The organism is Spirillospora sp. NPDC048911 (genome assembly GCF_043198015.1).
GTDB lineage: Bacteria > Actinomycetota > Actinomycetes > Streptosporangiales > Streptosporangiaceae > Spirillospora.
Genome location: NZ_JBICUD010000007.1, coordinates 315,820 through 342,788, shown reverse-complemented (window position 1 = coordinate 342,788; position 26,969 = coordinate 315,820). Strand labels below are relative to the sequence as shown.

The 26,969-nt window shown below is 71.7% G+C and carries 22 protein-coding genes and 1 riboswitch; of the genes, 19 read left to right on the top strand and 3 right to left on the bottom strand.

The window, feature by feature from the left end; genetic code table 11:
- Nucleotide 1: 1 nt before the first annotated feature.
- From ACGFNU_RS31125 to ACGFNU_RS31075, 11 genes are all read left to right on the top strand, one after another.
- Entirely contained in the window at nt 2-787 is a 786-nt protein-coding gene (locus ACGFNU_RS31125) for a phosphotransferase enzyme family protein (RefSeq protein WP_392599360.1), read from the top strand.
- Nucleotides 675-1,682, top strand: coding sequence for a cobalamin biosynthesis protein (locus ACGFNU_RS31120; protein ID WP_392599358.1), 1,008 nt, complete (start codon nt 675-677; stop codon nt 1,680-1,682). Before ACGFNU_RS31125 ends, ACGFNU_RS31120 begins: the two co-directional genes overlap by 113 nt.
- Nucleotides 1,679-3,202, top strand: coding sequence for a cobyric acid synthase (locus ACGFNU_RS31115; RefSeq protein WP_392599357.1), 1,524 nt, complete (start codon nt 1,679-1,681; stop codon nt 3,200-3,202). The genes ACGFNU_RS31120 and ACGFNU_RS31115 overlap by 4 nt, the downstream gene beginning before the upstream one ends.
- Before the next feature lie 67 nt (nt 3,203-3,269).
- Complete coding sequence (locus tag ACGFNU_RS31110) at nt 3,270-5,300, top strand: hypothetical protein (protein WP_392599355.1); 2,031 nt, start codon at nt 3,270-3,272, stop codon at nt 5,298-5,300.
- Between the two features lie 190 nt (nt 5,301-5,490).
- The gene (locus ACGFNU_RS31105) at nt 5,491-6,072 is read left to right on the top strand and encodes a DUF1444 domain-containing protein (RefSeq protein ID WP_392599354.1); all 582 of its coding nucleotides are present in this window, start codon (nt 5,491-5,493) and stop codon (nt 6,070-6,072) included.
- A 121-nt stretch (nt 6,073-6,193) separates the two neighbouring features.
- The gene (locus ACGFNU_RS31100; protein ID WP_392599352.1) at nt 6,194-7,648 is read left to right on the top strand and encodes an AMP-binding protein; all 1,455 of its coding nucleotides are present in this window, start codon (nt 6,194-6,196) and stop codon (nt 7,646-7,648) included.
- Nucleotides 7,649-7,749: 101 nt separating this feature from the next.
- The gene (locus ACGFNU_RS31095) at nt 7,750-9,327 is read left to right on the top strand and encodes an ABC transporter substrate-binding protein (protein ID WP_392599351.1); all 1,578 of its coding nucleotides are present in this window, start codon (nt 7,750-7,752) and stop codon (nt 9,325-9,327) included.
- Nucleotides 9,328-9,333: 6 nt separating this feature from the next.
- On the top strand, nt 9,334-10,344 hold the full coding sequence (locus ACGFNU_RS31090) for an ABC transporter permease (protein WP_392599349.1): 1,011 nt from the start codon (nt 9,334-9,336) through the stop codon (nt 10,342-10,344).
- Nucleotides 10,331-11,236: an ABC transporter permease gene (locus ACGFNU_RS31085; protein ID WP_392599347.1), complete on the top strand. Its 906-nt coding sequence runs from the start codon at nt 10,331-10,333 to the stop codon at nt 11,234-11,236. Before ACGFNU_RS31090 ends, ACGFNU_RS31085 begins: the two co-directional genes overlap by 14 nt.
- On the top strand, nt 11,230-12,810 hold the full coding sequence (locus tag ACGFNU_RS31080; protein ID WP_392599345.1) for an ABC transporter ATP-binding protein: 1,581 nt from the start codon (nt 11,230-11,232) through the stop codon (nt 12,808-12,810). The genes ACGFNU_RS31085 and ACGFNU_RS31080 overlap by 7 nt, the downstream gene beginning before the upstream one ends.
- Nucleotides 12,811-12,862: 52 nt before the next feature.
- Nucleotides 12,863-14,176 carry a hypothetical protein gene (locus ACGFNU_RS31075; protein ID WP_392599343.1) on the top strand — a complete coding sequence of 438 codons (1,314 nt, stop codon included), beginning with the start codon at nt 12,863-12,865 and terminating at the stop codon, nt 14,174-14,176.
- Between the two features lie 24 nt (nt 14,177-14,200).
- Here the strand turns inward: ACGFNU_RS31075 and ACGFNU_RS31070 are convergent, their stop codons facing one another.
- The gene (locus ACGFNU_RS31070; RefSeq protein WP_392599341.1) at nt 14,201-14,650 is read right to left on the bottom strand and encodes a MarR family winged helix-turn-helix transcriptional regulator; all 450 of its coding nucleotides are present in this window, start codon (nt 14,648-14,650) and stop codon (nt 14,201-14,203) included.
- A 125-nt stretch (nt 14,651-14,775) separates the two neighbouring features.
- Between ACGFNU_RS31070 and ACGFNU_RS31065 the strand changes: the two genes are divergently transcribed.
- From ACGFNU_RS31065 to ACGFNU_RS31050, 4 genes are all read left to right on the top strand, one after another.
- Complete coding sequence (locus ACGFNU_RS31065; RefSeq protein ID WP_392599339.1) at nt 14,776-15,117, top strand: hypothetical protein; 342 nt, start codon at nt 14,776-14,778, stop codon at nt 15,115-15,117.
- Nucleotides 15,118-15,175: 58 nt separating this feature from the next.
- Entirely contained in the window at nt 15,176-15,424 is a 249-nt protein-coding gene (locus tag ACGFNU_RS31060; RefSeq protein WP_392599337.1) for a LysE family transporter, read from the top strand.
- Between the two features lie 141 nt (nt 15,425-15,565).
- A complete protein-coding gene (locus ACGFNU_RS31055) occupies nt 15,566-16,138 on the top strand; it encodes a hypothetical protein (RefSeq protein ID WP_392599336.1) in 573 nt (190 codons plus the stop codon).
- 12 nt (nt 16,139-16,150) lie between these two features.
- Nucleotides 16,151-16,678, top strand: a complete 528-nt coding sequence (locus tag ACGFNU_RS31050; protein ID WP_392599334.1) for a hypothetical protein — start codon at nt 16,151-16,153, stop codon at nt 16,676-16,678.
- On the opposite strand, the gene ACGFNU_RS31045 is transcribed toward ACGFNU_RS31050, so the two are convergent.
- Together ACGFNU_RS31045 and ACGFNU_RS31040 are read right to left on the bottom strand one after the other, a co-directional pair.
- A complete protein-coding gene (locus ACGFNU_RS31045) occupies nt 16,635-17,597 on the bottom strand; it encodes a MauE/DoxX family redox-associated membrane protein (protein ID WP_392599332.1) in 963 nt (320 codons plus the stop codon). The genes ACGFNU_RS31050 and ACGFNU_RS31045 overlap by 44 nt on opposite strands.
- Nucleotides 17,594-19,414: an ABC transporter ATP-binding protein gene (locus ACGFNU_RS31040; protein ID WP_392599330.1), complete on the bottom strand. Its 1,821-nt coding sequence runs from the start codon at nt 19,412-19,414 to the stop codon at nt 17,594-17,596. Before ACGFNU_RS31040 ends, ACGFNU_RS31045 begins: the two co-directional genes overlap by 4 nt.
- 345 nt (nt 19,415-19,759) lie before the next feature.
- Here ACGFNU_RS31040 and ACGFNU_RS31035 point away from each other — a divergent pair, with 345 nt between their 5' ends.
- From ACGFNU_RS31035 to cobN, 4 genes are all read left to right on the top strand, one after another.
- Complete coding sequence (locus tag ACGFNU_RS31035) at nt 19,760-19,930, top strand: hypothetical protein (RefSeq protein WP_392599328.1); 171 nt, start codon at nt 19,760-19,762, stop codon at nt 19,928-19,930.
- A gap of 81 nt (nt 19,931-20,011) precedes the next feature.
- Nucleotides 20,012-22,720: a class IV lanthionine synthetase LanL gene (gene lanL / locus ACGFNU_RS31030; RefSeq protein WP_392599327.1), complete on the top strand. Its 2,709-nt coding sequence runs from the start codon at nt 20,012-20,014 to the stop codon at nt 22,718-22,720.
- A gap of 35 nt (nt 22,721-22,755) precedes the next feature.
- A complete protein-coding gene (locus ACGFNU_RS31025; protein WP_392599325.1) occupies nt 22,756-23,118 on the top strand; it encodes a hypothetical protein in 363 nt (120 codons plus the stop codon).
- Nucleotides 23,119-23,129: 11 nt separating this feature from the next.
- A riboswitch (cobalamin riboswitch) is annotated at nt 23,130-23,287 on the top strand.
- A 56-nt stretch (nt 23,288-23,343) separates the two neighbouring features.
- Nucleotides 23,344-26,958 carry a cobaltochelatase subunit CobN gene (gene cobN / locus ACGFNU_RS31020; protein ID WP_392599324.1) on the top strand — a complete coding sequence of 1,205 codons (3,615 nt, stop codon included), beginning with the start codon at nt 23,344-23,346 and terminating at the stop codon, nt 26,956-26,958.
- The last annotated feature ends 11 nt before the right edge of the window (nt 26,959-26,969 follow it).

Below are 26,969 nucleotides of genomic sequence, written 5' to 3'. Positions count from 1 at the left end.
TGTGAACGTGGAGGTGCCGCTCTCCGGCGGGGACGTGACGGAGGGCGTTGTCCGGGTGGGGGACACGGTGCGGAGGCCGGTCGGGCCTCATAGTCCTGCTGTTCACGGGCTGCTGCGGCATCTTGAGCGGGTCGGGTTCGAGGCGCCGCGGCTGCTCGGGGTGGACGATCGGGGGCGGGAGATCTTGAGTTGGGTGCCGGGGGAGGCGCCGGGCCGGCCCCTGCCGCACTATGCGGTCACCGAGGAGGCGCTGGTGGGGGTGGCCCGGCTGCTGCGGGGCTACCACGAGGCCGTTAGTTCTTACGAGGCGCCGGAGGGGGCGCCCTGGGACACCGTGGCCTCCAATCTGGACGGGAAGCCGGAGATCATCGGGCACTGTGACGTGACGCCGGAGAATGTCGTCTTCCGGGGTGGGCGGCCGGTGGCGTTGATCGACTTTGATCTGGCGCGGCCGACGACGCGGTTGTACGACGTGGTGACGGCTCTGCGGCATTGGGCGCCGATCGCCGATCCGTGCGATCGGGACGGTCCGCTGTACGGGGTCGATGTGGGGCGGCGGCTGCGGGTCTTCTGTGATTCCTACGGGTTGGACCGTGGCGCGCGGCGGGTGTTGCTGGTGGCGGCGAGGACGCGGTTCGAGCGGTCTTACGAGGCCATGCGGTTCCGGGCGGAGCATGTGGGCGGCGGGTGGGCCCGTATCTGGCATGCGGGCGCCGGGCCGAGGATCCGGCGCGCTCAGGACTGGCTGGAACGCAACTGGGATGAGCTTGATGCCTGCCTCAACTGAACGGGCTGTGGGGTTGTTGCTGGGGGTCGCCCTTGATGCTCTTGTGGGGGATCCGAGGCGGGGGCATCCGGTGGCCGCTTTCGGCCGCGTCGCTTCTGGGCTGGAGAAGTCTTTCTACGGCGACTCGCGGGCTCGGGGCGTGGCTTATGCGGGCGTTCTGGTGGTGGGGGCGGTGGGGCTTGGGTTGGCAGAGCGGGTGCCGGGGGTCCGGGTTCCGGTTACGGCTCTTGCCACTTGGGCTGTCTTGGGCGGCACCTCGCTGGGGCGAGAGGGGCGGGAGATGGCCCGGTTGCTGGAGGCGGACGATCTTGAGGGGGCGCGGAAACGGCTCTCGCACCTGTGTGCGCGCGATCCCGAGGGGCTGGACGCCAAGGCGCTGGCGCGGGCCACGGTCGAGTCGATCGCGGAGAACACCTCTGACGCGGCCATCGCTCCGTTGTTCTGGGGTGCGGTTGCGGGTGTTCCGGGGCTGTTGGGTTATCGGGCGATCAATACGTTGGACGCGATGGTGGGCTATCGGAGTCCCCGATATGAGCGGTTCGGGTGGGCGGCGGCGAGGTTGGACGATGTCGCGAATTGGGTGCCTGCGCGGGTGACCGGGTTGTTGACGGTGGCTCTCGCGGAGCGGCGGGGAGACGCGTGGCGGGTGCTGAGGCGCGATGGTCAAGCCCATCCGAGTCCGAACGCGGGACGGTGCGAGGCGGCGTTCGCCGGTGCTCTGGGCGTCCGGCTGGGCGGGGCGAACGTCTACGGCGGGCGAGCTGAGCGGCGGCCCGAGATGGGTGACGGGCGCGCGCCGGAGGTCCGTGACGTCCGGCGCGCGGTGCGGTTGTCGGCGGTGGTGACCGTGGCGGCCGGGGTGCTGGCGGCGGCCGTGGCCAGGGGAGTGAGATGAGCGGACTGCTCGTCGCCGGGACGACGTCGGACGCGGGCAAGAGCGTTCTGACGGCGGGGCTGTGCCGGTGGCTCGCGCGGCGCGGGGTGAAGGTCGCCCCGTTCAAGGCGCAGAACATGTCGCTCAACTCGATGGTGACCTCGGACGGCGCCGAGATCGGGCGGGCGCAGTACATGCAGGCCCAGGCCGCCGGCGTCGAGCCGAAGGCGATCATGAATCCGGTGCTGCTCAAGCCGGGCAGCGACCGGCGCAGCCAGGTGGTGGTGCTGGGACGGCCGGTCGCCGAGGTCGACGCGCTGCAGTACGGCGCCCACAAGGAGCGGCTGCGGGAGGTCGTGGCCGCGAGCCTCGGGCAGTTGAGGGCCGAGTACGACGTGGTGATCTGCGAGGGCGCGGGCAGCCCGGCGGAGATCAACCTGCGGGCCGGGGACATCACCAACATGGGGCTCGCGCGGGCCGCCGACCTGCCGGTCATCGTGGTGGGCGACATCGACCGGGGCGGCGTGTTCGCGTCGCTGTACGGAACGGTGGCGTTGCTGGAGCCCGCGGACCAGGCGCTGATCGCGGGATTCGTGATCAACAAGTTCCGGGGCGCGGAGGAGTTGCTGGCTCCCGGGCTGGAGCAGTTGAAGGCGCTGACGGGCCGCCCGACGCTCGGCGTCCTGCCCTGGAAGCTCGGGTTGTATCTCGATTCCGAGGACACGCTCGCCCTGGACGCGCCCCGGCCGGACGCTCGGGCGCCCTATGGCCGCGAGACGCTCCGGGTGGCGGTGGTCCGGTTTCCGCGCATTTCCAACTTCACCGATCTGGACGCGCTCAACTGCGAGCCGGGCGTGGTGGTGCGGTACGCGGCCAGTCCCGGTGATCTGGCGGACGCCGATCTGGTGATCCTGCCGGGCACGCGGGCGACAGTGAGCGACCTGGCCTGGCTGCGCGAACGCGGGATGGCCGACGAGGTCGTCCGGCGCGCGCGCGAAGGCCGTCCCGTGCTCGGCGTCTGCGGCGGCTTCCAGATGCTCGCGCGAGAGATCGTGGACGAGGTCGAGTCCGGGGCCGGACGGATCGAAGGGCTCGGGCTGCTCCCGGCACGGGTGACGTTCGAACGGGACAAGACGCTGGGCAGGCCGAGCGGGAGCGCGTACGGCGAGCCGGTCGTCGCGTACGAGATCCATCACGGGATCACCGAGGCCGAGGGCGGCGAACCGTTCCTGGACGGCTGCCGGGCAGGCGCGGTGTGGGGGACGACCTGGCACGGCGCGATGGAGAACGACGGTTTCCGGCGGGCCTTCCTCTCCGACGTCGCCGGGGTGGCGGGACGCGACTTCACCCCCGCGCCGGACGTCTCGTTCGCCGCGCTGAGAGAGGCCACCCTCGACGTGCTCGGTGACCTCGTCGAGGAGCACCTCGACACCGCCGCCGTATGGCGGTTGATCGAGCACGGCGCTCCCGGCGGCCTGCCCGTCGTCCCGCCCGGTGGTGCGCCCGCCGTACCCGCAGACGAGAGGCCTACTGACAAGTAAGTGATCGGTGGCTAAGATCACCCTGCTCTTCTGAATCTTGCTCATGTTCGGACGTGGGGTGGCGCCGGTGAGACGGTCGTTCGGTGTGCTCGTGGCCTTCACCAGCCTGGCCTTCACCGGTCTTGCCTTCACCGGCCTCGCCCCGGGCGCGGCGGCGCAGGCGGCGGCCGATCCGCTGAAGGCGGCCGCGGAGCAGGCGGCGCGCGGGTGCGATCCGATCGCTCCGGCGGCGTGCCTGGTGCCGTTCCCGAACGACGTCTACACCGTTCGCGACAGCCGCAGCGACACCGGCCGCCGCGTGAGCTTCAAGTCCGCGGCGATGCCGAAGAACGTCTTCGGCAAGGGCATCGATCCCGCCGAGTTCAACCGCAACGACGGCTTCTCGCCCGGCACGCCGATCCTCGTCCAGGTGCCCGGCCTCGACCCGGTCAAGACCGGAGTCGCGCCGAGCACCGACATCGCGCGATCGCTGCGCGCCGACGCGCCGGTCGTGCTCGTCAACGCCAAGACCGGGCAGCGCCAGCCGTACTGGGCCGAGCTCGACGCGCAGGATCCGCGGCACCGCACGCTCATCGTCCGACCGGCGATCCGGCTGAACGAGGGAACGCGCTACCTGGTCGCCCTCCGCAATGTTCGCGGCGCCAACGGGCAGACCGTCCAGGCGAGCGCCGCGTTCAAGGCGCTCAGCAAGACCCGCGCGCCGAAGGACAAGCGCCTCAAGCCGCGATGGGCCGCCCTCCAGGCGACCCTCAAAGACCTCCGGCGGCGTGGAGTCGGCGTGCAGGGGCTCAACCTCGCCTGGGATTTCACCACTTCCTCTACGCGCAGCCTCACCGGGCGTGCTCTGGCCATGCGCGACACCTCGTTCGCCAGACTCGGAGCCAAGGCGCCCAAGGTGCGCCTCACCTCGGTGAAGGAACTGACCGAGCAGGAAGACCCGCGGATCGCGCGACGCGTCAACGGCCTCATCGAGGTGCCGAGCTTCCTCGACCCCAGCGGCACCAAGCTCGACTACGGCAAGGCCAAGCCCGGCCCCTACGACAAGCCCGTCGCGCCGACCTGGCGCACGTACCACGCGCCGTTCCAGTGCAACATCCCGCGCGCGGCCGTGACCGGTAAGCAGAAGCTCGATCCGGTGCTGTACGGCCACGGGCTCTTCGGCGATTACAGCACCATCGACGCCACCGCCGTAAAGACGTTCTCCGGCGACCACGGCCTGATGCTCTGCGCCACCAACTGGATGGGCATCTCCGGACCAGACCGGCCCTACCTCGCGCTCCTGGCGGACCTGTCCAACTTCCGGCTCATCCCCGACCGCATGCAGCAGTCGTACCTCAACACGCTCTTCCTCGGCCGCTGGATGATCCACCCGAAGGGCGCCGCCGCGTCCGCCGCCTTCCGCGCCGCCGACGGCTCCCCGGTGCTCGACCCCGCGGCGAAGCTCACCTACGCCGGGGCCAGCCATGGGGGCATCCAGGGCGCCGCGCTCACCGCCCTCGCCCAGGACTTCACCACGTCGGTGCTCAGCGTTCCCGGCATGGGCTTCTCCACGTTGCTCAACCGCAGTTCCTCGTTCAAGAGCGTGCAGCAGGTCATCGACATCCCGTACCCGAACAAGGCCGACCAGCAGATCGGCTTCGGGCTCATGCAGATGTTGTGGGATCGCGGCGAGGCGAGCGGCTATGTCGCGCACGTCGTCAGGAACCCGCTGCCACGCACGCCCGCGCACAAGGTGCTGCTGCACGAGGCGTTCGGCGACGACTCGGTGTCGAACGTGACGACCGAGGTGATGGCCCGCACACTCGGCGTCCCGGCCAAGCAACCCGCGCTGAGGCCGGGGCGCAGCGATGACGTCACGCCGTTCTGGGGTCTCCAGGCGATCCCCGGATTCCCGTACAACGGCTCGGCGCTGGTGATGTGGGACAGCGGCACGCCCGCCCCGCCGCCCGGCAACGTCCCGCCGGCGCCTCCCAGCAGCCCGCACGACAGCACGGTCCGCAGCGAGCTGGCCCGTGCCCAGGCGGCGCACTTCCTCAAGTCCGGCGGCCAGGTCGTCGACGTCTGCGGCGGCGTCCCCTGCGTGATCCCCAACGGCTGACCGGATCTTTCGCCCGAATCTTTCCCGGGTCGTCCCAGCCCAAAGTGTTCGTCGATTACGTATGACGAACGGAGGGGTTCCGGCCGGCGAGGGGTCCGGCCCCGATAAGGTGATCCACTCCGGACCTCACGAGTAGCAGGAGGAACGTGCCGTGTCCGCGGACCCGCGTGCCAGTCTCATCGTCCCCTTGATGAAGGCACGGGTGCCGGCCGAGGTGCAGCTGGAGTTCCCGCTGCCGCCGGGCGAGGAGCCGATCCGCGACCCGTTCGCCGGTGACCTGTACGTCACCTACGCGCTGGAGCTGCTGCCCGAACCCGCCGGCGCCGCGGGCCGCTACGAGCACATCGCCCGGCGCCACTGCGCGGAGCTGGGCGTCGCGCCGGACGAGCTGCGCCGCCGCGCGGCGGTCAACCTGCGCAACCGGCGGCCCGACCTGACGCTCAGCTGGTACCCGGACGTCCGGGCGGTCACGGTGTCGCTCGGCGGGGGGCTGGAGTCCGGCCTGCTCCTGGACGACGGGTTCCTCGACAAGCTCGCCCAGGACGTCGAGGGCGACCTCGTGGTGGCGGTGCCCGCGCGCGACGTCTTCGTCGCGACCGGCACCGGGCATCCCGACGGCGTCGAGAAGCTGCGATGGGCCGTGAACCAGGTGTGGTCCGAGGGCGAGGCCGACGAGGGCGCCGATCCCGCCTGGGACGTGCCGGCGGGCGTGCTGCTCAGCCGTGAGCTTCTGGTCCGCCGCGCCGCTGGCTGGGACATCCTGCCCGGATAGTCCGGCGCAGGTATGGCCTAATCGCGGTCACTTCCGAGACCGAAATCAGCCGAACTCAAAGTATCGGTACGCCTACCCATCGTAGTCTCCGCTTGTCGCCCCCCGACAGAGGAGCTTCGCTATGGAAGGCAATATCGCGGCCACCCTGGCTCGGCGCGCACATACCTACGGATGGCGTGACCGTCCGCTGTTCCACTCGGCCGACGCCACCCACCACCACGGCGAGGTGCACGACGCGGCCGCCCGGGCCGCCGGGGTCCTGCACGCCGCCGGGGTGCGGCCGGGGCACCGGGTGCTCATCGCCCTGCCGGATTCGGTCGGCTTCGTGGCGGCGTTGCTGGGAACGTTCCGGCTCGGCGCCGTGGCCGTTCTCACCGGGCCCGAGCAGACGGAGGCCGGGCACGCCCATGTGCTCGCCGACTCCCGGCCCCAGGCGGCGGTGTGCGTCCCCGAGCTGGCCCCCCGGTTCCGCACCGTCCAGGTCCTCACCGCCGGCGACCTCACCGACGAGCCCGTCACCGTGCCGGATCCGGTCGTGCTCCCGCCGGGCGCGCCCGCCTACGTGCAGTACACGTCCGGGACCACCGGGCCCCCGAAGGGCGCCGTCCACCGGCATCCGGACCCCGAGGCCTACTTCCAGGCCATGGCCATCGGCGCGCTCGGCGTGACCCCGGACGACGTGATCTTCTCGCTGTCCAAGGCCTGCTATCCGTACGGGCTCGGGGCGACGGTGTTCTTCCCGATGTTCTGCGGCGGCTCGGCCGTGCTGTGGCCGGAGCTCCCGACCGTCGAGGGGGTGCTGGAGCAGTTCCGGCGGCATCGTCCGACGCTGCTCCTGACCGTCCCCACGTGGTACGCGCGCCTCGTCGACGCGAGCGAGGAGCACGAGGGCGTCTTCGGGTCCCTGCGGGCGGTGGCGTCGGCGGGGGAGCCCCTGCTGCCGTCGCTGGCCGACAGGATCGAGTCCGTCTTCGGATGCCCGGTGCTGGACGGCCTCGGCAGCACGGAGGTGGGCCACACGTTCATCTCCAACACCGTCACCAGGCGCCGCAGGGGCTCGCTGGGCGTGGTGCTCGACCCGTACGAGATCGCCGTGCGCCGCGCGGCCGGTGGGCCGAGGGAGCCCGGTGTCCTCTACGTGCGCGGCCCGTCGGTCATGGCCGGGTATCTCGGACGCCCCGAGCAGACCGCCGAGGTCCTCGGGGCGGACGGGTGGCTGCGCACGGGTGATCTGGTGCACGTCGACGAGGACGGCTTCGTCCACCATCACGGCCGGATCCGGGACCAGCTGACGGTGTCGGGGGAGCGCGTCTCGCCGCTGGAGGTCGAGCGGGTCCTCGGCCAGCATCCCGGGGTCGTGGAGGTCGTGGTGGTGGACGCGGCGGACGACGACACCGCGCTGCGGGCGTACGTGGTGCTCGCCACCGGAACCCTGCCGACCCAGGAGCTGGAGGCCGAACTCCTGGCTCGGGTCGACGAGTGTCTCCCCGCGCACAAGGTCCCGAGATCGGTGACCTTCCTGGCCGAACTGCCGCGCACCCCCATGGGCAAGGTTCACCGGGCCACCCTCCGGTGACCCGGGCCCGGGAGCGCTTGGGGCGGATGTGGTGATTTGCGGATAAAGGGGGCCTTGTGGATAGAGTCCGTTGTTGCGAATAACTTGCAACAAGGAGTCTTATGCACAAGCTCGTCCTCGTCATCGGCGTGGCCGCCGCCGCGGCCGGCCTCCTCGCCACCGGATGCGGGGCCGGTGGCGGCGGCTCGGCCGGCCGGTCGGGCGGCACGTTCACGTACGCGATCGGCGACGAGCCCGACACCCTGAACCCGGCCCTCCAGGACGAGCACACCGACCCGGTGACCGAGCTGATCTTTCGCGGGCTGACCCGGCGCGACGCCGCCAACAAGGTGGTCCCGGGCCTGGCCGAGTCGTGGACGGTGTCCAAGGACGGCAAGGACTACACGTTCAAGTTGCGGTCCGGCCTGACCTGGCACGACGGCGAGCCGCTCACGTCCGCGGACGTGAAGTTCACCGTCGATCTGCTCCGTGAGTCCGGCACCGCGGACGCGCCGCTGTCGCGCAACTTCCAGGCCGTGTCGGCGGTCGAGACGCCCGACGCGACGACCGCGCGCATCCGGCTGAGCAAGCCGTTCTCGCCGCTGCTGGACGCCCTCGGCATGGGCCTGCTGCCCGAGCACGTCCTGCGCGGCAAGAAGATCACCGACGCGGACTTCGGGCAGCGCCCCGTCGGCTCCGGCCCGTTCAAGCTGACGACGTTCAAGCCGGGCCAGTACGCGCAGCTGGAGTCGTTCGGCGGCTACTACGAGGGCAAGCCGAAGCTCCCGAAGATCGTCGTCAAGTACGTGCCGGACGACACCGCGCGGTTCATCCAGCTCACGAACGGCGAGGTCGACGGCGCGCACCTGCAACCGCAGCAGACCGCCAAGGCCAGGGAGGACGACCGCCTCCGGGTGGAGACCTACCCCACGGCGGACTACCGCGCCCTGATGCTCAACTTCAAGAAGCCCGTCTTCGCCGACAAGCGCGTCCGGCAGGCGATGAACTACGCCGTCGACCGCGACGCGTTCGTCAAGAGCGTCCTGCTCGGCCAGGGATCACCGGCCACCGGCCCGCTCGACGAGAGTCCCTACAAGACGGACGCCCCGTTCACGTTCGACCCGGCCAAGGTCGACGCGCTGATGAAGTCCGCCGGCTACGCCAAGAACGCTCAGCAGCAGTGGGTCAAGGACGGCAGGACCGTCCGCTTCGAGCTCAGCACGTTCGCCGAGGACTCGGCGCGCGTCGGCATCCTGAACGTCGCCGCCACGCAGCTCAAGGCGCAGGGCTTCGACGTCGTCCCCAACCCGCGGCCCCGCGACTGGGTCCGCAAGCACTGGGGCGACCTGGAGGCGTTCGTCGTCGGCTGGGGCACGCCGTACGACCCGGACTCGTCGGTGTTCGGGCCGTTCCACTCCAGCGAGGCGCTCGCCAACGGCGGCTCCAACTATGGTTCGTACGCCAACCCGCAGGTCGACAAGGCCCTCGAACGCGGTCGCGGCACGTCCGACCCGGACGCCCGCAAGGCCGCCTACGCCGACTTCCAGAAGGCGCTCGCCGAGGACCCGCCGTTCGTGTGGATCTCCTACCTGAAGACGTCCAACGCGGTCCCGGCCTCGCTGAGGGGCCCGCAGCAGCGGACCCTCGGCCACCACGGCTACGGCTTCTTCTGGAACGCCGAGAAGTGGTCCTGGTCCTGAGGCCGAGTGGGCGCTGAACGGATGGGCCGCTTCCTGATCCGGCGGGCGGCGACGGCCATGGCGGTCGTCGTCGCCCTGTCGGCGCTGTGCTTCGCGCTGCTGGACCTGGCGCCGGGCAGTCCCGCCGCCGACATCCTGGAGGCGCGGTCCGGCGGCCGCCCGCCCAGCGCGGCGGCGGTGGCGCGGCTGGAACATGAGATGGGCATGGACGATCCGCTGCCGGTCCGGTACGGGCGCTGGGCGGCCGGGGCGGTGCGCGGCGACTTCGGCGTCTCGTACGGCAGCGGCCGTCCGGTGAGCGAGGTCCTCGGCGACACCGTGCCGTGGACCGCGCTGCTCACCCTCGTCGCGATCGTGTTCAGCGTGGCGGGCGCGGTGGCGATCGGGCTCGCCGCCGCTCTCACCCGGCGCGCGTGGCTGCGCGGGACGATCGAGACCGCGATGTTCGCGCTCGGCGGCATGCCGGGCTTCGTGACGTCGCTGCTCCTGCTGTACGTCTTCGCGGCATGGTCGCGGGTGCTGCCGTCCGGCGGGCTGGCCCGTCCGGGCGAACCGGTGACGCTCGCGGTCTTGCTGCCGCACATCGTCCTGCCCGCGCTCGCGCTGGCGTTCGGGCATCACTTCGGGGCGTACGTGCGGCTGGTGGAGACCGGGGTGGGACGGCTGCGGTCCGCCCCGCACGTGGAGAACGCCCGCGCGCGTGGCCTGTCCCGCTGGACCGTCATCACCCGCCACCTGCTCCGGCCCGGGATGGTCCCGTTCACCGCGCGCCTGGGCGTGGGCGTCGGCGGCCTGATCGCGGGCGCCTACGCCACCGAGATGATCTTCTCCTGGCCGGGGGTCGGGCGGCAGGCCGTGTACGCGGCGCGCGAGCAGGACTACGCCGTGCTCACCGCGGTCGTCCTGGTGACCGGCGTGATCGTGATCGTGGCGAACCTGCTCGGCGATCTGGCCGTCGCGTGGCTCGACCCGCGCGTCCGGCTGTCGGGAAGGGGCGCGCACGATGCCGGTCACTGACCCGCCGGAGGCCGACGTTGCGGCGGTCGGCCGTTCGCTGGTCGGCCGTTCGGCGCGGCCCGGCTTCCTGGCGATGCGGCTGCCGGTGCGGCGGCCGGGCGTCCGGGCCGCGGGCGCGGTGCTCGCCGCGCTCGTGCTGGCCGCGGTCTTCGCGCCGCTGCTCACCTCGTACGACCCGATCGCCACCGACACCACCGCCACCGGGCTCGCGCCGGGCTCGCCAGGGCATCCGCTGGGCACGGACCTGCTGGGCCGCGACCTGCTGTCCCGGCTGCTGTACGGGGCGCGGACGTCGCTCCTCGTCGGGCTCGCCGCGGCGGCGATCACGGTGATCGGCGGGGTCCTGCTGGGCGGTCTCGCGGCGGCCGGGCCGCGGTGGCTGGACGAACTGATCTCGCGTACGGCCGACGTGTTGTTGTCGTTGCCGATGCTGATCGTGGTGCTCGCGCTGGCCGCGGTGCTGGGCCCGTCGCTGACCACCGTCATCCTGGCCGTCGCCGCGACCAGCTGGATGCCGGTCGCGCTGGTCGCCCGCGCCGAGCTGGTCGGCCAGCGCGAACGGCTGTACGTGCGCGCCGCCTACGCCCTCGGCCTGTCGCGCGGCGAGGTACTGCGGCGCCATCTACTGCCCGGCGCGGTGCCGCCGATCGCCTCCATCGCCGCGTTCGAGGTCGCGCACGCGATCCTCACCGAGTCGACCCTCAGCTTCCTCGGCCTCGGCGTCCCGCCCAACCGGCCGAGCTGGGGCAACCTCCTCACCGAGGCGCAGTCGCACCTGCTCACCGGCGAGTGGTACACCGTCGCCTTCCCCGCCGCCTGCGTCGTCGTGACGATCCTCGCGGTGAACGTGCTCGCCTCCGCCGCCGGCCGCCGGGAGGGCCGCGCATGGTGAACGTGCTGGAGATCGAAGACCTGACCGTCGATGTCCCGGGCCGCCGGGTGGTGGACGGGCTCTCGCTCGCGGTACCGGCCGGCCGGGTGGTGGCCCTGGTGGGCCCGAGCGGCTGCGGCAAGAGTCTCACCGCCCGTTCGGTCGTACGCCTGCACGACCCGGACGCGGGCGTGCGCCTCGGCGGCTCCATCCTGCTGAACGGGACGGACGTGCTCGCGCTGGGACGCCGCGAGCTCCGCGCGATCCGGGGCCGCACGGTCGGCTACGCCTTCCAGGACGCCGCCGCGAGCCTCAACCCGACCATCACGATCGGCCGCCACCTCGCGGAGACCGTCGCCGCCCACGACTCGGGCGACCCGCACGGGCTCGGCGGCGCGGCGCTCAAGCGCTGTGGGCTGGCCGCCGAGGAGGTGTGGGACGCCCGCCCCTACGAGCTGTCGGGCGGCCAGGCCCAGCGCGCCGCCCTCGCCGTCGCGACCGTCCTCGAACCGGACCTGCTCATCGCGGACGAGGTCACGACCGCGCTCGACCCCATCACGCAGGCCGACGTGCTCGACGCCGTCCGGGAGCAGGCGGCCGGGCAGGGCCGCGCCGTCCTGCTGATCACGCATGACCTCGCCGTCGCGGGCCGCTGGGCCGACGACATCGCCGTCCTGTCCGGCGGCCGCATCGTCGAACACGGCCCCGCAGCCCAGGTGCTCGACGCGCCCCGCGACGAGTTCACCCGCACCCTCGTCACCGCCGCCCGCCTCACCGACCACGCGGCCCAGAACGAGGCCGGCGAGGCGCCGTCCAAGGACGGTGGTTCGCTGGTGTGCTTGCGCGCGGTGCGGCGGGTGCTGAAGGGACGCGGTCGTACCACCGTGGCGTTGAACGGCGTCGACCTGGAGTTGCGGGCGGGAGAGTCGGTCGCCGTCGTGGGGCGCAGCGGGTCCGGCAAGTCGACTCTTGTCGGCACGCTCGCCGCCCTGGACCGGCCCGCCGCCGGGCAGGTGCTCGCGGGCGGGCGCGACGTGTGGGCTCTCCGCGACCGTGAGCGCCGGGCCGTGCGCCGCCGCGCCGGGCTCGTCTTCCAGGACGCGCTGGCCTCGTTCGACCCCCGCTACACGGTGGCGCAGGTCGTCGCCGAGGCACTGCGCTCCCGCGAAGGCGTCGACGCGCTGCTGGAACGGGTCGGGCTCGATCCCGCGATGGGGAAGCGGCGTCCGGCGACCCTTTCCGGAGGCGAGCGGCAGCGGGTGGCGATCGCGCGGGCCCTCGCCGCCGGACCGGGGATCCTGCTGGCCGACGAGCCCACCACCGGGCTCGACGTGCTCGCCCAGGAACGGATCCTGACCCTGCTCACCGAGCTCCGCCGCGACGAGGGCCTCACGATCGTCTTCGTCACCCACGACCTGCGGGTCGCCCGCCGCGTCGCCGATCGCGTGATCGTGCTGGCGGAGGGCTCCGTCGTCGAGGACGTGCCCGCGGCGGCCCTCGACTTCGCGGTGCATCCGGAAACGCGGGCCCTGCTGAACGCGATGCCCGCCCTCAGCACGGCAAACGGCGGGCAACGGGAGCCCCACGGTTCGTGATGGGCCCGCATGTCCTTCGATCCCGTCCGCGCGGAGGCACCACGTTGTCCGGGTGACGGATACGAAGACCAGGATCGGCTTGGCGGCAGGGGCGGCGGCGGTCCTGGCCGCGGGAGTCGCGTGCCACAGCGAGAACGGCGGCCGGACCGGCACCGGGACCGGGAGCGGCTCCGGCGACGCTGCGCCGGTGACCGCTCCAAGGCACCACCCCAAGGCCAGACACGGGCACGGACACGGGCATGGGCACGTCGAAGCGCGGAAGGCAACGCTCATCGGCGACGGCTCCACCGCGTACACCGGCCGGCAGCCCAATCTTCACCGGCCGCGGCGGCTCGCGCCGGGTGAACGCCCGCCGCAGTTCGTCGTCTTCTCGTGGGACGGCGCGGGCGAGGACGACAACAGGCTGTTCTCCCGCTTCCGGCGGCTCGGGCACGAACTCGGCATCACGCAGACGTTCTTCCTCAGCGGCGTCTACCTCCTGCCCCGATCCGAGCGGATGCGCTACCGGCCGCCAGGCAAGCCTCGCGGCGCGTCCGACATCGGCTACCTCGGCAGGAAGAGCATCAGGCGGACGCTCGTCCAGCTACGCCAGAGCTGGGCCGAGGGCAACGAGATCGCCACGCACTTCAACGGGCACTTCTGCGGCCCCACCGGCGTCGGCTCGTGGTCGCCGGCGCAGTGGCGGTCGGAGATCACCCAGGCCAAGTGGTTCGTGCAGCACTGGCGGACCACCACAGGCTGGACTACGGCACGGCCGCTGCCGTTCGACTACGACAAAGAGCTGATCGGTGGTCGCACGCCCTGCCTGGAGGGCCGGACGAACGTCCTCAAGGCGGGCCGGTCGATGGGCTTCCGGTACGACTCCAGCGGCAACGGCGTGCAGGTCTGGCCGCGCAAGAGGTACGGGCTGTGGAATCTTCCGCTCCAGGAGATCCCGATGCCGGGGCAGAGCTATGAGGTCCTCTCGATGGATTACAACTTCCTGGCCAACCAGTCGACGAGCTACCAGGGCCCGGCCGCGAAGCGGCCCCGCTGGAAGCGCCAGATGCGGGCCGGGCTCATGAGCGGTTTCGCACGCGCCTACTCCGGCAACCGCGCTCCGATGATCCTGGGCAACCACTTCGAGCAGTGGAACGGCGGCATCTACATGGACGTCGTCGAGGACGTGATGCGGGCCGTCTGCACGAAGAAGGAGGTGCGGTGCGTCTCGTTCCGGCAGCTCGTGGACTGGCTGGACGCGCAGGACCCGCGGACGCTCCACGCGTTCCGGAAGCTCGGCGTCGGTCAGTCGCCGCCGGACGGCTGGGCGGGGTTGCCGGGGGAGCCGGGCCGTCGCCTGGCCGGCGGCCAGGACCGTGCACGCTAGTCCCTGACCGTGAGCCCCTGACCGTCAGACCTTGAGGCCGCTCAGGGTCTCCAGGGCGCGCACCAGCGGGATCAGCTCCGGCAGGCCGGACGCCTCGGCCAGTGCCGCGTCCAGCGCGGCGTTGTGCGTGGGGGCAGCCTCGTCGTGCAGCTTGCGGCCGCTCTCGGTCGCCTGGGCGTAGATGCCGCGCCGGTCCTCCGCGGAGAGGACGCGGCTGATGAGGCCGCGCTCCTCCAGCCGGGTCACGAGCCGGGTGGTGGCGCTCTGGCTGAGCACGAGCATGTCGGCGAGCTGCTGCATGCGCGTGGACGGGCCGTCCGGGCCGGACAGGTGGTGCAGGGCGCAGAACTCGTTGACGCTCAGGCCGTGCCCGGCCTGGAGCGCCTTCTCGATCCGGGTCTCGATGCGGTGCTGGAGGGCGGCGAGCGTGCGCCAGCCCTGTGCCCGGGCCTCCACGGCGTCAGACGGTGACATGGCTCACGCCCCTTGCCGATTTAGTTGCACAGTCATATAGTCGGCGTGTGCAAGTAGCGAGCGCGTGCAACTAATGCATGCGCCGATTACCTGTTCACGCTGACGACTTTACCCCAGGAGATCCCATGCCCCTCGCCCTGCCGGCGCCGGCGCTCGGCGCCTTCGGCATCGGCACGACCGAGTTCATCATCGCCGGGCTGCTCTCCGAACTCGCGGCCGATTTCGGCACCTCGATCCCGACCGCGGGGCTGCTCGTCTCGGGCTATGCCTTCGGCGTGGTCGTGGGGGCGCCGGTCATGACCGCGCTCGGCTGGGCGCCGTTCCTGGCCGTCGTCACCTACGTCGCGCCGCTGCTGACCGACGTCACCGGCTTCTCCAAGGGCGCGGTGCCCCTCGTCATCACGCTGCTCGGCCTGGGCATGCTCATCGGCGGCCCGATCGCGGCCGCTTCGCCGACCGTGCTCTGATGCCGAGCACCTACGTTCTGCTCAGCGCACTGGGCTCGGCCTCACCTCGCTGCTCTGGGTGGGAGCGCTGATCGGCACGGTGGGCCTCGGCGTCGGCTCGATCGTCGAACGGTCGGTGGCGGTGTTCACCGCGCTGAAGCTCATCGGGGCGGCGTACATCGTCTACCTCGGCGTCCAGGCCATCCGGGAGCATGGCTCGCTCACCGAGGCCCTCGCCGAGACGAGCCCCGACGGCGGACGGCGGTGGGCCGTCGGGCAGGGCTTCCTGGTGGGCGTCACGGTCGCCACCACCGGCCGCAAGGACTGACGCGAGCCTGCGCAAGCTCCGCGCAAGCCCCTCCTCCTATGGTTGGCGCAAGGCGGCCAAAGTCCCGGGAACTCGGGCCGTTGCCCGATCATGCCTCGATAGGGTGCCCGATCGGACATATCGCACTCAAAAGGGGCGTTCGTGAGCGAAGAGCTTGACCAGGTCTACGGGCAGCTGGTGAAACGCAGCTGGCAGCGGTTCGACGAGCAGCGGTTCGCGCGGGAGGTCGACGATCTCCTCGTCGGCGCCGTCGTGACCGCGATGGTCGCCGAGGGCAACGTGCTCATCGACCTCAATTCCGACGGCAACCATCACCATCTGCGGTTCGAGCACCCGCCGACCAGGCAGCGGCTGCTCTTCCGGCTGACCCATCTGACGGGCGACGTGCTGGCGGCGAAGACGCTCGGCCACTACGCGTCGGTGCAGATGGGCTACGGCGAGCAGGTCCAGGACGCGCGCACGGTCTGGCAGGCGCTCAAGTCCGAGATCAAGAGCGGCTTCCTGGACGTCGGCGAGCCCGGCGTGATGACGGTGGACGCCGACCTCACCACGAGCTACGTGTACGTGCAGGTCGAGCTGCTGCTGGATCTGGCGCCCTACTTCGCGGACCAGTACACGATCAAGTATCCGGTGCTGCAGCGACATCTGGCGGCCGTCCGGCAGGCCCTGGCCAAGTACCTGCGCGGCCGTATCTCCGCCACCGTCTCGTCCTGAGGGGATCACTCGATGTTGCAGCTCATCTCGAAGTTCAAGAACAGCGCCGAGGCCCGTGAGAGCAAGGACGAGGTCCTCATGGGCGAGATGGTGTTCATCCTCGCCTACCAGGGGTGTCCCACCATCGGCTTCCACGCCGGTACCGACCTCCAGTACGTGAAGTTCAAGCCGGTCCAGGACGGCGTGCTGCACAGCCTGACGATCGTCCTCGACCGCAAGACCGGTGACAGCGTGCTCCAGCAGGCCGTGATCGGCAGCAAGGCGACCCTCACGTTCGTCGCCGAGGTCAAGAACTACATCGCCGACCCGGACGACCTCGTCCACATGTTCAAGACCGACATGGCGAACCTGTTCCGCAGCCCCTGGATGGGCGACATCAAGCTGGACCACCAGCTCAACTCGGTGACCGCCACGAAGAAGCAGATCATCGACATCGACCGGTACACGGGCGCGAACCCCGAGAGCCGCGAGCTCCTCAAGCAGTTGCTGGTCGGGACTATGCGGGAGCTCCGGGAAAAACTCGTCCCCTATAAGAAGTGACGCGGCGGAGGAGCGAGTCGAGACGCTGCGGGGTATCGGCGCCGCCCGCTGCCAGGACCGTGCCCTCCACGTCGGTGATGACCACGAACGGCGGCCACGCGATGTCGTTGGCCTCGTAGACGTCCGGGTCGATCGCCAGCGGAAGGTCCGCGACGCCGTGGGCGGCCAGGTGCTCGCGCACCGGCCGTTCCCCGGCGGCGCTCACCAGGACGACGCGCGTGGCCGGGGCCGCCGCCGAGAACGCGGGCAGCATGGCGGTGCAGGTGCCGCAGTCCGGCGAGATCAGCGCGTACAGCGTCGGCCTCGTGTCACCGGCGCGCCGCAGGGGAGCGGCCGTCACCGTGAACCGCGCGCCGGGACGCGGGCCGGCGGGCGGCGGGGACTCCGGCGGAACGGGGCGGCCGCGCAAGCGGGCGACCACCGCGAGGAGACAGAGGTAGAACGCCCCGAGGAGGCACAGGTCGAGCGCCGACAGGACGAGATGGACGACCGAGAACGTGGCGGGCGGAGCGGCCATCGTCGTCACGGCGAGGATCAGGAACAGGCTCGTCCGGGCCACGGTGCGGCGGCTCACCGGGTTCGAGCGCCTGACGGAGCCGAAGCAGCCGCAGTCGACCCGCAGGCCGCGCCGCAGGACCGACACCATCGCGCCCAGGAAGGCGGCGAAGAGGGCCGTCGCGAGGAGCGCGCCCCACCGCCGGGTGCCGGGCGCGGCCAGGAGCCCGGCGGCGATCAGCTCGGTGGCCAGCACGGCGACGGCGGCGGACATGGTCAGGCGGCCGGGCATGATGCGGTAGCCGCCGATCGTCGCGGCGAACTTCCGTACGTCGCGGACCTTGCCCGCCATGGCGACCAGCAGCACGCCGATCAGCGCGGGATAGGCCGCCGCCGCGAGCCCCGCCACCGCACACCCGATCACAGCGCCTCCTGCGGGGCGTTCTGGTAGGCCGAGGCCTGGAGTTCGTAGAGGTCGGCGTACAGGCCGCCGCTCGCCAGCAGTTCGGTGTGGGTGCCGTGCTCGGCGACCCGGCCGTGGTCGAGGACGTAGATCCGGTCGGCGAACCGCACGCTGGCGAGCCGGTGCGTGATGAGGACGACCGTGCGGCCGTGCGCGTGCCGCCGGATCCGGTCGAAGAGCGCGTGCTCGGCGCGCGCGTCCAGCGCCGACGTCGGCTCGTCGAAGATGACCAGCGTGGCGTCCCGGTAGAAGCCGCGGGCCGCCGCGATGCGCTGCCACTGCCCGCCCGACAGATCGTGGCCGCCCCGGAACCGGCGGTCGAGCAGCGCGTCGTACCCCTGGCCGAGCTCGTCGATCACCCGGTCGGCGCCCGCCGCGGCGGCGGCGTGGACGAGCCGTTCCTCGTCGAGCGGCCGCCCCATGACGATGTTCTCCCGCACCGTGAGCGGCCAGCGCGTGTGGTCCTGGGCGATCACGGAGATCCGCTCGCGCAGCGCGTCGCCGTCGATCGTGGCGAGGTCGGCGCCGTCCCAGCGGACCGTCCCGGAATCGGGGTGGTAGAGCCCGGCGAGCAGCTTGGCCAGCGTCGTCTTGCCCGAGCCGTTCTCGCCGACGAGCGCGACGACCTCGCCCCGTTCGACGGTGGCGCTGACCTCCGTCAGGGCGGGCCGGTCCGCGCCCGGATAGGTGAACGAGACGCGGTCGGCGGTCAGCCGGGTGAAGCCCTCGGGCGGCGCGACGGCGGTGGGAGAGGGCGGGATGCGGGTGGCCGCGAGGTCGCAGAAGGCCAGGTAGTCGCCGAAGTAGAGGCCCGACTCGTACAGCCGGTTCATGTTCTGGATCATCGTGGTGAGCGACGCCTGGCCGGTCCTGATCGCCAGCACGGCGGCGCCCGCCACGGCCAGCGGGATGACGCCGGCCGCGAGGAGCCCGCCGAGCGCGCAGTAGACGGCGGCCGTCGCGACGCCGGTCAGCAGGTCGCCGGCGGCCTCCGCGCCGGCCTGCCGCCGGGCGACGTCGAGCTGGACGTCCTGTTCGAGATCGGCGACCCGGTCGTACTCGCCGAGCAGGAACTCCCGCAGGGTGAACGCGCGGACCTCGGCGGCGGGCTGCCGCTCGGCCATCAGGTCCGACAGCATGAACTTGCGCCTGCGGGCCGCCGAGAGCCGGTAGAACGCCTGGTAGCGCATCCGCGCCGTCCGTACCGCCGCCCAGCCCGCCGGCAGGGCGGTGACCAGCAGCAACGGCATCAGCAGCGGATGCAGGAGGCCGAGCGCGACCGCCGGGGCCGCCACGCCGACCGCGCCGGTGAGCACGCTGATCGTGGTCTCCACGACGGTCGCGGTGTCGGGCACTCCGTTGTCGCGGGCCCGGCGCATGCCGTTGTGGAAGTCGTGGTCGTCGAACGCCGTCAGCTCCACCCGCGTGGTGAGCTCGAACAACCGCCGCTCGGCGTGCCGTTCGACCTGCGGCTTGAGCCGTGCCTGGGCCCACCGCGCGGCGGCCAGCAGGACGCCGCGCAGCGCGGCCGCCGCCATGACCACGACCAGGCCGGGCACCGCGTCGCGCACCCGGTCGGGCGTCGGCCCGGCGGCGAACAGCGAGGCGAGCACGTCGGACGTCGCGAGCAGGCCGAACGCGGTGAAGAAGCCCGCCAGCAGGTTGCCGCCCAGCGCGATCGCGGTGTCCCGGGGATTCGCCCGCCACGCCAGCCCGCCCGCCGCCATCGCGAGTGCCGGGAGCCGCCGGACCATCGTGCCGAGTCCGGTCGCGAGCAATTCTTCGTCGTGGCTTTCCCAATAGGTGATTTCGAGTCCGGACCGGTCAGCCGAAGAGTCTGCCGAGTCCGGAATCACCCGGCCAAATGTAGATCAAGTTCGGTGGGCTGTAAACGCCTGACTCCAGATTTTCCCGGATGTCCGGACGGTATCTGACAGCCGGTGAACCGATGTCTGGACAGCCCGGTCATCGTCTGCTCATAATGCGTCCGTTTGATCATCTCCGGTGGTCGCCCGAGTGCGGCTCCGGCAGTGGTCCGACGCGGGAAACGGCGCTTACAAGGCGCGCTCCCCGGCTCAGATCCCCAAGCGGCCGCCGGAACGGCGGTCAAGGAAGGAGCCCCCATGTCCGTGCTCGCCCTGGAGCCCAGAGACGCCGGTGTCCTCGACCCGGAGAGCCTCGACGTCGACTTCGAGATGGAGCTCATGGAGCTGCTCCACGGCCCGCAGGCCTGCGTGAACACCTGCAAGCGCACGGTGTGCACGCGCTACCCCTGCTGTCCCTCCATCGTCTGATCAGGCGATAACGCACGCCTCGGCCTAGCTCCCGGTAATGGCTCGGCCGTGTTGAAGCATGCGTCGGGAAAGGCCATCGACGTGCTTCGATGGCCTTTCCTCGCCATTCGCGGTGCCCGTACCGCGTTCGCCGCGTTCGCCGCGACCGAGGGAAACACATTGGATACTTCCGTCCTTGACCTGCTCACCCGGATAGCCGACAAGAACGGTAGGGAAATAGAGTCGGACGACACCTGGATCGGTGTGCACGACCCGGGCTTCGAGCTTCCCCTCCAGGGCTGGAAACTGCACGTCTCCGCGCGTCCCGGCACCCTCCGCGACACCCTCGAACGGGCACTTCCCCTCCTGCTCGCCACGTCCTGCGACTTCAAGGTGGCCCGGTCCGCGGACCTGCTCCGGGAGCTCAACTCCGGCGACCTCGACGCGGGCGCGGTCGGCAAGGCCATCACCGTCTATCCGCCCCAGAGCTCGGTCGCCGAGCTCGGCCACGCCCTCGCCGCCGCGCTCACCGGCCTGGCCGCCCCGCGCGTCGTCAGCGACCGGCGCGTCCGTCCCGACGCCCCCGTCTACTACCGCTACGCGCCGTTCGCCCCGCAGTACAAGGTGGACGACAACGGCGACTTCGAGCTGGTCGTCGTCGGACCCGATGGCGAGCGCCTGCCGGGCGCCGCCGGCAACGAGTACAGCTGCCCGCCCTGGGCCACCGACCCGTTCCGCCCCGACCCGCCGGCGACGAACGAGCCCGCATCCGGCCGCACGGCGAGCGGCACGGCGGCGGTGACGGACCGGGCGCGGCTGATCGGCGGGCGCTATCGCGTCACGACGGGCGTCATGCGCGGGCCGCGCGGGAACGTCTACCGGGCCGCCGCGCCGGACGGGCGCCCGGTCGTGGTCAAGGAGGCCCGCGCCTACGTGGGCGAGGGGCCCGACGGCACCGACCTGCGGATGTATCTGCGCAACGAGCTGCGGATCCTGCGGGCGCTGGCCGGGGTGGCCGGCGTGCCGGAGGCGATCGACCACTTCCGGCACGGCGAGGACGAGTTCCTGGTCATGACCGACGCGGGCACGACCGACCTCAACCGCCATGTGGGCGAGCACGGCACGTTCTCCCAGGCGCCCGGCACGCCACCGCACCGTGATCTGGGCGCGCTGGCGACCCGGTTGCTGACCGTGCTGGACGACGTGCACGCGCGCGGCGTGGTCGTCCGGGACCTGTCGCCCAAGAACGTCGTGTTCGGCGAGGAGGGCGGGACGTTCGACGAGGACGGCCGCTGCACGCTGATCGACTTCGGCACCGGCCGGTACGAGGGACTCCAGCTGTACGGGTGGAGCCGCGGCTACTCCGTTCCGGACCAGCGGACGGATCGTCCGTCGACGCCTGCCGACGACCACTTCTCGCTGGGAGCCACCCTCTTCTTCGCGGCCACGGGCATGAACCCGGTCATCATCGACCCCGATCCGGAGCGCGGCGTCGAGCGGACCCTGCACTGCCTGGACCGGATGTTCCCCGGCGTCGAGACCGGCACGATCGGCCTCCTGCCCCGGCTGCTCAGCCTGGATCCGGCGGAACGCACGCAGGCCGCCGCCGACATCCGCGCCGGTCACCACGTTCGATCAGAGCCACCGGCATCGACGCCGCGGCCGAGCCCGCCGAGGCTGACCGGGAGCCTGCTGGCGGCCGTCCTCAAGCACACCACCCGCGAGTGCGTGCTCTTCGCGGAAAAGACGATGGACACCCCGGCCGAGCGCCGGTCGAGCCCGCCCGTCACCAACGTGTACGCGGGCACGGCGGGGGTCGGCATGGAGCTGCTCCAGCACGCGGAAGGCCAGGCGATCGGCGCCGACCTCGCCCGCTGGACGGTGGAGAACACGCCGCCCGCCGCCCTTCCCGCGGCCCTCTACTTCGGCCGCACCGGCACGGCGATCTTCCTGGCCGCGAGCCAGGTGGCCGCCGTGGCGCCCGTCCGGCTGACCGGGAACGAACGCGCCGATCAGGCGCACGGGCTCGCGGGCATCGGCACCGGCCACCTGGTCCTCGCTGCCCAGGTCCCCGACGATCCCGCCCATCTGGACCTGGCCGCCGAGTGCGCCCGGCGGCTGATCGCCGGGGAGGTGGCCGAGCCCGACGAATCGGTGGCGATCGAGCAGCCCGGATCCGGCGTCGCCGTGGACACCGCGTTCGCCCACGGCGCGGCGGGCGTTGCCGACTTCCTGCTCGCCTACCACGAGGCCACCGGCGACGTCGCGGCCGGAACGGCGGCCGAGGAACGTTTCGCCGCGCTCGCCAAGGCGGCCGCTTCGCTGATCGGCGACCTGGACGGCCCGGAGGCCCGCCCGATGGGCGCGTCCTGGTGCCAGGGAATGTCGGGGATCGTCAGCGCCCTGCTCCACGCGGCCCGCGCGTACGACGACGAGACGTACCTGTCGCTCGCCGAACGCGGCGCCCGCGCCTGCCTCACGGTCGCGCCCGGAGCCTGGGTGACCTCGCAGTGCTGCGGGCTGGCAGGGATGGGCGAGGCGCTCATCGACACCGCCATGACGACCGGGAACGACGCGTACTGGCAGAGTGCGGAAGAGATCGCCGAGTTGATGCTCGTCCGCAGTGGAGGACCGGCCGGAAAGCCGATCTTCCCCGGGAACGATCTCGACACCCAGGGCTTCACCTGGGGCACGGGCACCGCAGGGGTCCTGTCGTTCCTGCGCCGGCTCGACCGCCGCGGCGGCACCCGCCTCTGGACCGCCACACGCCCGTTCACCCGCACGGGGGAACGCACCGGCCCGCGCGGGTGATCATCTCACCGCGCGGGCCGACGATCGTGGTGGGCATGACCGAAACACCTGCTCCGGGCCGGCTCCGTTCCGCCTGGGCCGCCGCCCACGTCCGCGCCGACGGCGTACCGAACTGGGCCTGGACCGCCGCGCTGGCCGTGCCCCTCACCGTCCTCCCGTCCAGCGTCTGGCGGATCGCCATCGGCACCTTCCACCTGCCGATCGGCGAGGGCGACCAGGGCGACGGAGACCTTCCGTCGTGGCTGCCCGGCGAGGTGTACGTGGTGCTGCTCTCGCTCGTCTCGGAACTCCTGGCGTTCACCGCGGTCGGGCTGGTCGCCACGTGGGGCGAGACGTTCCCCCGCTGGATCCCGGGCCTGCGCGGCCGCCGCGTACCGACCCTCGCCGACGTAGACTGAGCGCGCGACGGTGAGGGAGGAACCCGGTGCGGCCGTGCCGACTTTGTTCGGCTCCGCCAAATCCGGGGCTGTCCCGCAACTGTGACCGGGGAGCCCGCCCCCACGCACGGCCACGGCGGTGACGCTGGAAGGCCGGGGGCGCGGTGGTGATCCGGGAGCCAGGAGACTCCCGGCCGGCGCGTACCTTCCCCTAGCCGGGGCGCGGACCCCGGAGGAGGCTTGCCGATGCGTGCCCTGCTGCTGTCCACCGCCGACACCGAGCTCCTCGCCGCGGCCGACGCGGGGTTCGCGACCGCCAATCCGGTGCGGGTCGACGAGCCCGATCTGGAGGGCGTCGATCTGGTGGTCGTCCGGTTGCTGGGCGGGCGCAAGACCTGGCCGGAGGGCGTGGAACGGCTGCGTGGCAGTGGGCTGCCGGTCGTCTTCCTCGGGGGCGAGGCCGACCCGGACGCTGAGTTGATGGCGTTGTCGACCGTTCCGGCGGGGGTGGCGGCGGAGGCCCTGGATTACCTGCGGGAGGGCGGGGTCGCCAACCTGCGGGAGCTGGCACGTTTCCTGTCCGACACGGTGCTTTTGACGGGTGAGGGGTTCGCGCCGCCGGTCTCCATGCCGTCGTACGGGGTTCACGGGCGTTACGGGGTGGAGTCTGGGCGGCCCACCGTCGGCGTTGTCTTCTACCGGGCCCATGAGCTGTCGGGCAATACGGCGTTCATCGACTCGTTGTGCGAGCAGATCGAGGCGCACGGGGCGAACGCGCTGCCCGTCTTCTGCGGATCGTTGCGGGGTGTGGACGAAGGCCTGCTGGAACTGCTGGGCGGGGCGGACGCGCTGATCACCACCGTGCTGGCGGCGGGCGGGTCGGCGGAGGACGGGTGGGACGCGGGAGCGCTCGCCGGCCTGGACGTCCCGGTGATCCAGGGGCTGTGCCTGACCTCTTCGCGGGCGGCCTGGGAGGAGTCGGACGCGGCGCTGTCGCCGATGGACGCGGCCATGCAGGTCGCGATCCCCGAGTTCGACGGGCGGCTGATCTCGGTGCCGTTCTCGTTCAAGGAGGAGGGGCGCGACGGGATCCCCGTGTACGTGGCGGATCCCGAACGGGCGGCGCGGGTGGCGGGGATCGCCGTCCGGCACGCGCGGCTGCGGCATGTCCCGAACGCGGAGAAGAAGGTCGCGCTGGTGCTGTCGTCCTACCCGACCAAGCACTCCCGCGTCGGCAACGCGGTCGGGCTCGACACGCCCACCTCCGCCGTACGGATGTTGCGGCAGATGGCGGAGGCGGGATACCGGCTGGGCGACGACGCCTCTCTGTGGGCCGACGCCGACAACGGGGACGCGCTGATCCATGCGCTGATCGCGGCCGGTGGGCACGATGTGGAGTGGCTCACCGAGGACCAGTTGCGGCAGGCCCCGGCGCGCACCTCGCTGGCGGCGTACGAGGCGTGGTTCGCGGAGGTGCCGGAGTCCTTGCGGGAGGGGGTGCGGCGGCACTGGGGCGACCCGCCCGGCGAGCTCTACGTGGACGGCGACGACATCGTCCTAGCCTCTCTCAGGTTCGGGAACGTCGTCTTGATGATCCAGCCGCCGCGGGGCTTCGGCGAGAATCCGATCGCGATCTACCACGATCCCGATCTGCCGCCGTCGCACCACTATCTGGCGGCCTACCGGTGGCTGGACCGGGAGTTCGGCGCGGACGCCGTCGTGCACCTGGGCAAGCACGGCACGCTGGAGTGGCTGCCGGGCAAGGGGCTCGGGCTGTCGGGCGGATGCGCGCCCGACGGTGTGCTGGGCGATCTGCCGCTGGTCTACCCGTTCATCGTGAACGACCCGGGTGAGGGGACGCAGGCCAAGCGGCGCGGGCACGCCACGGTCGTCGATCACCTGGTGCCGCCGATGGCGCGTGCCGACACCTATGGTGATCTGGCCAAGCTGGAGCAGCTCCTCGACGAGTACGCGACAGTCAAGGACCTCGACCCCGCCAAGCTGCCGACGGTGCGGGCGCAGATCTGGACGCTGATCCAGGCCGCCCAGCTGCATCACGACCTCCATCAGGAGGACATGCCGGGCGAAGACGAGTTCGACGACTTCGTCATGCACCTCGACGGCTACCTGTGCGAGATCAAGGACGTGCAGATCCGCGACGGCCTGCACATTCTCGGCCAGGCGCCGGCGGGCGAGGCGCGGGTCAACCTGGTCCTGGCCGTGCTGCGCGCCTCGCAGGTGTGGGGTGGTGTCGCGGGGGCGCTGCCGGGTTTGCGTGCCGTCCTCGCTGGGATGCACGGCCTGGACGAGAAGGTCCTCCTCGCGAACCCTGGGGCGGAGGTAGATCCTGGCGGGCTGACGGAGCTCGCCGACGGTCCCGCTCGTACGGCCTCGGATGCCGTCGACCTGTTGGAGGCGGTGGCGCGCCGGCTCGTCGAGGGGATGGAGCGGTGCGGCTGGGACCTGGCGGAGGCCAAGGCGGTCTGTGCGGAGGTGCTCGGCCGCGAGGTGCCTGACGTCCTGAGGTTGCTGGAGTTCGGCGCGGTGGAGGTCGTGCCGCGGCTGAACGCGACGGACGACGAGATCGGGGCCGTGCTGCATGCCCTGGACGGCGGGTACGTGCCGGCCGGGCCGTCGGGCTCGCCGACGCGCGGCCTGGTGAACGTGCTGCCGACTGGACGCAACTTCTACTCGGTCGACCCCAAGGCGATCCCGTCGCGCAACTCCTGGGACGTGGGCGTCGCGCTCGCCGACTCGCTCATCGAACGGCACCTGGCCGACATGGGCGACTACCCGTCGAGCGTCGGGCTGACGGTCTGGGGCACGTCGGCGATGCGCACGCAGGGCGACGACATCGCGGAGGTGCTGGCGCTCATCGGCTGCCGGCCGGTGTGGGACGACGCGTCGCGGCGGGTGACGGGCTTCGAGATCCTGCCGCCGGACGAGCTGGGGCGGCCGCGCATCGACGTGACATTGCGGATCTCCGGGTTCTTCCGCGACGCGTTCCCGCACGTCATCGGGCTCATCGACGACGCGATCCGGGCCGTCGCCGAGCTGGACGAGCCTGCCGACCGCAACTTCCTGCGGAGGCACGCCCTGGAGGACCGGGCGGCGCACGGCGACTGGCGGCGCGCCACCACGCGGATCTTCGGCTCCAAGCCGGGCGCGTACGGCGCGGGCCTGCTGCCGCTGATCGACGCCCGGAACTGGCGCGACGACCGCGACCTCGCCGAGGTCTACGCGGTATGGGGCGGCTACGCCTACGGGCGCGGGCTCGACGGGCGGGAGGCGCGGCCGGACATGGAGGCCTCGTTCCGGCGCATCTCGGTCGCCGCCAAGAACCAGGACACCCGCGAGCACGACATCGTCGACTCCGACGACTACTTCCAATACCACGGCGGCATGGTGGCCATGGTCCGTACGCTGACCGGCCGTGACCCGGCCGCGTACGTAGGGGATTCGGCGCTTCCCGAGCAGGTGCGGACCCGCACGCTGGCCGAGGAGACCCACCGGGTCTTCCGTGCCCGGGTGGTCAACCCGCGCTGGATCGCGGCGATGCGGCGGCACGGCTACAAGGGCGCGTTCGAGCTCGCCGCGACCGTGGACTACCTGTTCGGGTACGACGCGACCGCCGGGGTGGTGGACGACTGGATGTACGAGTCGCTCGCCAAGGAGTACGTCTTCGACGAAGAGACCCGCGCGTTCATGGAGCAGTCCAACCCGTGGGCGCTCCGCGGGATCACCGAACGGCTCCTGGAGGCCGCCGACCGCGCGCTCTGGGCCGAGCCGGATCCGGGCGTCCTCGACCGTCTCCGGGAGACCTACCTCCAGCTGGAAGGCGACCTCGAAGCGGGCGGGTGACTGATCGGGCG

Excerpts from the sequence above, each read along its gene's own strand:
- ACGFNU_RS31120 (WP_392599358.1), top strand. The coding sequence starts at position 675 with ATGTGGGCGGCGGGTGGGCCCGTATCTGGCATGCGGGCGCCGGGCCGA.
- ACGFNU_RS31115 (WP_392599357.1), top strand. The coding sequence starts at position 1,679 with ATGAGCGGACTGCTCGTCGCCGGGACGACGTCGGACGCGGGCAAGAGC.
- ACGFNU_RS31105 (WP_392599354.1), top strand. The coding sequence starts at position 5,491 with ATGAAGGCACGGGTGCCGGCCGAGGTGCAGCTGGAGTTCCCGCTGCCG.
- ACGFNU_RS31100 (WP_392599352.1), top strand. The coding sequence starts at position 6,194 with ATGGAAGGCAATATCGCGGCCACCCTGGCTCGGCGCGCACATACCTAC.
- ACGFNU_RS31095 (WP_392599351.1), top strand. The coding sequence starts at position 7,750 with ATGCACAAGCTCGTCCTCGTCATCGGCGTGGCCGCCGCCGCGGCCGGC.
- ACGFNU_RS31085 (WP_392599347.1), top strand. The coding sequence starts at position 10,331 with ATGCCGGTCACTGACCCGCCGGAGGCCGACGTTGCGGCGGTCGGCCGT.
- ACGFNU_RS31080 (WP_392599345.1), top strand. The coding sequence starts at position 11,230 with ATGGTGAACGTGCTGGAGATCGAAGACCTGACCGTCGATGTCCCGGGC.
- ACGFNU_RS31070 (WP_392599341.1), bottom strand. The coding sequence starts at position 14,650 with ATGTCACCGTCTGACGCCGTGGAGGCCCGGGCACAGGGCTGGCGCACG.
- ACGFNU_RS31065 (WP_392599339.1), top strand. The coding sequence starts at position 14,776 with ATGCCCCTCGCCCTGCCGGCGCCGGCGCTCGGCGCCTTCGGCATCGGC.
- ACGFNU_RS31050 (WP_392599334.1), top strand. The coding sequence starts at position 16,151 with ATGTTGCAGCTCATCTCGAAGTTCAAGAACAGCGCCGAGGCCCGTGAG.
- ACGFNU_RS31035 (WP_392599328.1), top strand. The coding sequence starts at position 19,760 with ATGTCCGTGCTCGCCCTGGAGCCCAGAGACGCCGGTGTCCTCGACCCG.
- ACGFNU_RS31025 (WP_392599325.1), top strand. The coding sequence starts at position 22,756 with ATGACCGAAACACCTGCTCCGGGCCGGCTCCGTTCCGCCTGGGCCGCC.
- cobN (WP_392599324.1), top strand. The coding sequence starts at position 23,344 with ATGCGTGCCCTGCTGCTGTCCACCGCCGACACCGAGCTCCTCGCCGCG.